The organism is Rubrivirga litoralis (genome assembly GCF_031846415.1).
Classification (GTDB): Bacteria; Bacteroidota; Rhodothermia; order Rhodothermales; family Rubricoccaceae; genus Rubrivirga; species Rubrivirga litoralis.
Window position 1 is genome coordinate 1 of sequence record NZ_JAVRHT010000068.1, and the last position, 4,885, is coordinate 4,885.

3 protein-coding genes are annotated in these 4,885 nt (G+C 75.4%); all 3 read right to left on the minus strand.

What is annotated here, in order from left to right; genetic code table 11:
• Positions 1–214: hypothetical protein (locus tag RM540_RS15990; RefSeq protein ID WP_311665973.1), on the minus strand; the 214-nt coding region annotated here is incomplete at its 3' end.
• A gap of 61 nt (positions 215–275) precedes the next feature.
• On the minus strand, positions 276–2,906 hold the full coding sequence (gene treY, locus RM540_RS15995; RefSeq protein ID WP_311665975.1) for a malto-oligosyltrehalose synthase: 2,631 nt from the start codon (positions 2,904–2,906) through the stop codon (positions 276–278).
• Between the two features lie 139 nt (positions 2,907–3,045).
• Positions 3,046–4,806: a malto-oligosyltrehalose trehalohydrolase gene (treZ, locus tag RM540_RS16000; RefSeq protein WP_311665977.1), complete on the minus strand. Its 1,761-nt coding sequence runs from the start codon at positions 4,804–4,806 to the stop codon at positions 3,046–3,048.
• Between the last annotated feature and the right edge of the window lie 79 nt (positions 4,807–4,885).

A 4,885-nucleotide genomic window follows, 5' to 3' on the forward strand; every position in this document is an offset into this window, starting at 1 on the left:
CCTCGTTCATCTCCTCGGTCCACCCGTTCGCTTGGGCTTCTGCCGAGAGCTCGTCCATCGTCCGCTTGAGCGCCTCTGCCTTTTCTCTCCTCGTCCGCCCCGCCCTCTCGAAGTAGGCGTCGATAAAGTGCGCGATCCACTCCTGCGTTGCGGGTGGGGCGCTGCGGAAGGCGTCGGCGGTCTCGTCGCGGACAGGGATCGGAAGCGTTGTCATGGCCGGGCGGGGCGGGGTGGCACAGGATAACGCGCCCGCCCGCCCCGCCCGTGCCGCCCCGCTAGTCCCGCACGAGGACGGCCCACGACGTCGGCAGCGCGTCCGTCGAGACCGCCCCGCCCTCGGCCTCGACGCGGGCGCCCGTGAGCGCGTCCGTCCACGCCGCCCCGCCCAGGCGGACGGTCGCGGGGGCGGGGCGGTCCGGCGTCTGGGGCACGACGACGGCGAGGGCGCCGCCCGCGCGCTCGAACGCGACCCAGCCGTCGCCCTCGACCTCGACGCCCCGGTAGTCGCCTTCGAACAAGGCGGGGCGGTCGCGGCGAAGGCGGAGGAGGCGGGCCGTGACGTACGGCTTGGCGTCCGCCTCGCCGGTGTGCAGCAGGTCGCGGACGTCGTCGGGGGCGGGGCGGTCGAGGAGCGGCGCGAGCCGGTCGAGCGTGGCCGCGCGCTCGGCGTAGTCAACCGGCCGGCGGTTGTCGGGGTCGACGAGCGAGAGGTCGAGCCGCTCGGTCCCCTGATACAGGTCGGGGACGCCCGGGATCGTCAGCTTGAGGACGGTCTGCGTGAGCGTGTGCCGGAGCCCCAACGCGGCGAGGCGCTCGGCGAGCGGGGCGAGGACGTCGGCCACGGACTCGTCCGCGACCGCGCTGCGAGTGAACGCTTCGAGGTCGCGCTCGTAGGCTGCGTCCGGATTGATCCAGCTGGTCGAGAGCTTGGCTTCGCGCGCCGCCTTCTGGACGTAGCCCCAGAGGCGGTCCGCGAGGTCGGCCCGGTACGCCTCGGCGTCCTGCGACGGCGGCGGCGCCCAGAGCGCGGCGAGCGTCTGGAGCACCACGTAGCGGTCGAGCGCGCTCGGCCCGCGCGCGCCGACGAGGCCCGCGGTCGCCCGGTCCAGCGCCTCGACCGCCCCGCCCCAGTCGTCGGCGACGGCCGCGAGCGCGACGAGCCGGGCGCGCGTGTCCTCGCCGCGCTTGTGGTCGTGGGTGGCCGTCGCGAGCAGGTTGAGGGGGAAGTGGCCCGCCCGCTCCCGGTTGCGCGCGTGGAAGTCGCGGGCGGGGAGGGCGCCCTCGTCGGGCTCGCCGCCGACCTCGTTGAGCGCGAGCAGCCGCGCGTAGCGGTAGAACGCCGTGTCCTCGACGCCCTTCGCGGCGACCGGCGCCGTGTACTGCTGGAACCGCCCGACCCACGCCCACAGCCGCTCCGCGAGCGGGGGCGGGGCGGCCTCGGCGGCCTCGCCCGACACCGCGCGCTCGACGAAGTCGTACACCGACGGCTCCGCGGCCGGGTTGCGCGCCTTGGCCCGGGCGACCGCCCCGCCCGCGACGGCCCGGGCCTCGGCGGCGTCGTGGGGGAGGTACGTCCGGTAGCGGTCGAAGGCGGCGACGACCTCGACGAGCGCCTCGCGGAGCCCGCCGAGCGTGAAGTCGCGCGTCCGGTAGTCGAGCTCGGAGATCCGGTTGAGCCCGGTGGCGAGGCGCACGAGCTCGCCCGGCAGCGACGTGTCCATCACGATCCGCTTGCTCTCGTAGACCGTCTCGTCCCACGGCTCGGCGTCGGGGACCGCCCGGCGCCACACGCGGTCGAGGACCGCCAGGCCGTCGGCGTCGAGGCCGAGGTGGGCCAGGTCGTTCATGACCTCGTAGCCGGTCGTCCCCTCGGTGCACCAGCCGTCGGGGAGCGTCTCGCCCGGCCCCAGGATCTTCTCGACCCAGACATGCTGCGCGCCCAGCTCGCGGAGCGCTTCGAGGTACCCGGCCGGGTCGAACATGCCGTCGACGTGGTCCACGCGGACGCCGTGGACGGCGTCCATCGCCAGCAGCTCGCCGAGCAGCCGGTGGGACTCCCAGAACACCTCGGGCTCCTCCATGCGGAGCGCGACGAGCCCGTTGATGTCGAAAAAGCGGCGGTAGTTGATCTCGTGCCCCGCCGTCTTCCACGACGCGAGCCGCCACGCCTGGCGCTCCAGGAGGTCGTGGAGCGCCCCGCCCTCGAACGACGCGAGCCCGGCGGCCACGTCGGCCCGGTCGGCGAGCGCGAGGAGCCGGAGGCGCAGGGCCTCGGCCTTTTCCACCTCGCCGGGCGCGACGCCGCCGTAGGCGTCGGCGAGGTCCTTGAGGTCGAAGTAGACGTCCTCGCGTTCGTGGGCGGGGAGGGCGGCGTCGAGGAGGGCGGCGTAGGTGGCCGGGCTCAGCGCGAAGCGGTCGTCGTAGTAGGTCGCGTAGAACCGGCCGTCGTCGTAGGCGAGCGCGATGTCGCCGCCGTCGAGGGCCTCGCCGTAGGGCGCCCCGAGGAACGGGAGGAGCACCTTGCCGCGGAGCCCCGGCTTCAGCGGGTCCCAGTCGACGTCGAAGGTGCTCGCGTACTCCGAGTGCGGGCCGTAGGCGAGCACGTCCTGCCACGCCCAGTTCCGCGGCCCGACGCCAGCGTGGTTGGGCACCCAGTCGAGCACGATCCCGAGCCCGTGCTCGGCGCACGCCGCGGCCAGCCGGTCGAACCCGCCCCGCCCCCCGAGCGCGTCGCTGACGCGGTTGTGGTCGACCACGTCGTACCCGTGCGTCGAGCCCGCGCGCGCTTCGGTGACGGGCGAGAGGTAGAGGTGGCTCACGCCGAGCCGGACGAGGTACGGGACGACGGCCTCGGCGTCGGCGAACCCGAACTCGGGGCGGAGCTGGAGCCGGTACGTGGCGGTCATCGAGAAGGTCGGGGGGGAGGGCAACGGTGAACCTGGAGGGCGGGGCGGCGGGGAGCCCGTACGTACTCGCGTCGGGCGCAGCGAGTCCCGCGGGCGGGGCGGTCAGAGTGGCGGGGCCGCCTCGCCCGACCGCCCTGCCCTAGACGCGCGCCACGAGCGCCCCCGGCCGCGAGAACACCACCGCCCCGCCCTCGCGCCGGGGCGGGGCGGGGTCCGGCGCGTGGGCCGCGCTCTCGGTCGACAGCACGACGTGGGCGCCGCTCGGGAGCCCCAGCGCCGCCCCGCCCACGAGGTCGACCAGCGCGACGTGGCCGCCGCGGCGGAGGACGAGGGCGCCGTCGCCGGCGGCCTCGACGGTCGCCTCGGCCGGGTCGCCGAGGGCGGGGCGGAGGGCGAGGAGCGCGCGCGTGAGGGCCAGCGTGTGAGCGTGCCCCGGCGCGTCGCGCTCGGACCAGTCGAGGACGGCGGACCGGAACGTGCCCTCGGCCTGCGGGTCGGGGACCTCGCCGGAGAACCCGGGGAAGTCGGCGAACTCGCGCTTGCGGCCGGCCGTCACGAGCGGGCCGAGCTCGGCGTTGTGGTCGGAGAAGAACGGGAACGGCGCCGACGTGGCCCACTCCTGCCCCATGAACAACAGCGGCGTCTCGGGCGCCACGAGCAGGAGCGCCGTCGCCGCGCGGAAGGCGGCGGCCGATACCTCGTGGTGGAGGCGCGCGCCGGTCGGCCGGTTGCCCACCTGGTCGTGGTTCTGGACGCACACCACGCACTGCTCGCGCCGCACGCCCTCGGCGCTCGTCCCGCGCCGCTCGCCCGTCCGCCGGGTTGGGCGGCCGTCGTAGAACCAGCCGCGGCGGAGCGTCTCGGCGATCTCGGCCGTCGTCGTGCCGGCAAAGTCGGCGTAGTAGCCCTCGGTGTCGCCGGCGAGCACGTTGCGGACTTGGTGGTGGAGGTCGTCGGCCCAGACGGCGTCGAGGCCGTAGCCGGCGGGGCGGGGCGTGACGAGGCGGGCGTCGTTCCGATGGTCCTCAGCGATGAGGAGGCGGGGCGGGGTGAGGCCGTCGACGAACGCCGAGAGCTCGGCTAGAAAGTGCGGGTCGGAGTCGTCCACGAGCGCGTGCGTGGCGTCGAGGCGGAACCCGTCGAGGTGGTACTCCTCCAGCCAGTGGCGCGCGTTGTCCAGAAACAGGTCGCGGACGCCGCGCGAGCCGTCGTCGTCCAGGTTCATGGCCTGCCCCCACGGGGTCTCGTGCCGAGGCGTGAACACGGGCCCAAAGGCGGCGACGTAGGCGCCGTCCGGGCCGAGGTGGTTGTAGACCACGTCGAGCAGGACGGCCAAGCCCTCGGCGTGGGCCGCGTCGACGAGCCGCCGCAAATCGTCCGGCCGGCCGTAGGCGTGGGCCGGGGCGTAGAGCGCGGCGCCGTCGTAGCCCCACCCGCGCTCGCCGGGAAAGTCGGCGAGCGGCATGAGCTCGACGGCCGTCACGCCCAGCTCGCGGAGCGCCCCCAGCCTTTCGCGGACGCCGTCGAACGTGCCCTCCGCCGTGAACGTGCCGACGTGGAGCTCGTAGACGACGAGGCTTTCGAGGCCGGGCGGGGTCCAGCTGTCGTCGGTCCACGCGAACGCGCCCGGGTCGACGACCTCGCTCGGCCCGTGGACGCCCTCGGGCTGGAACCGCGAGGCCGGGTCCGGGAACGGGTCGCCGCCGTCGAGCGCGAGCCGGTAGCGGTCGCCGGCCGCCGCCCCGCCCACGAACGCCTCGTGGTACCCGTCGCCCGTCGCATCGAGCGGCACGCTCCGCTCGCCCAGGACGACGTCGACGCGCTCGGCGGCGGGCGCCCACACGCGAAAGCGGACGCCGTCGGGCTCGACGAGGGCTCCAAGGCGGGGGGGCGTGTTCATGGCGGGCGGGGCGGGGTGGGGAAGGGGCCGCCTCGAATGCGCCACCCCGCCCGTTGGGTCCGCCCGTTGGGTCCGCCCG

Excerpts from the sequence above, each read along its gene's own strand:
- treY (WP_311665975.1), bottom strand. The coding sequence starts at position 2,906 with ATGACCGCCACGTACCGGCTCCAGCTCCGCCCCGAGTTCGGGTTCGCC.
- treZ (WP_311665977.1), bottom strand. The coding sequence starts at position 4,806 with ATGAACACGCCCCCCCGCCTTGGAGCCCTCGTCGAGCCCGACGGCGTC.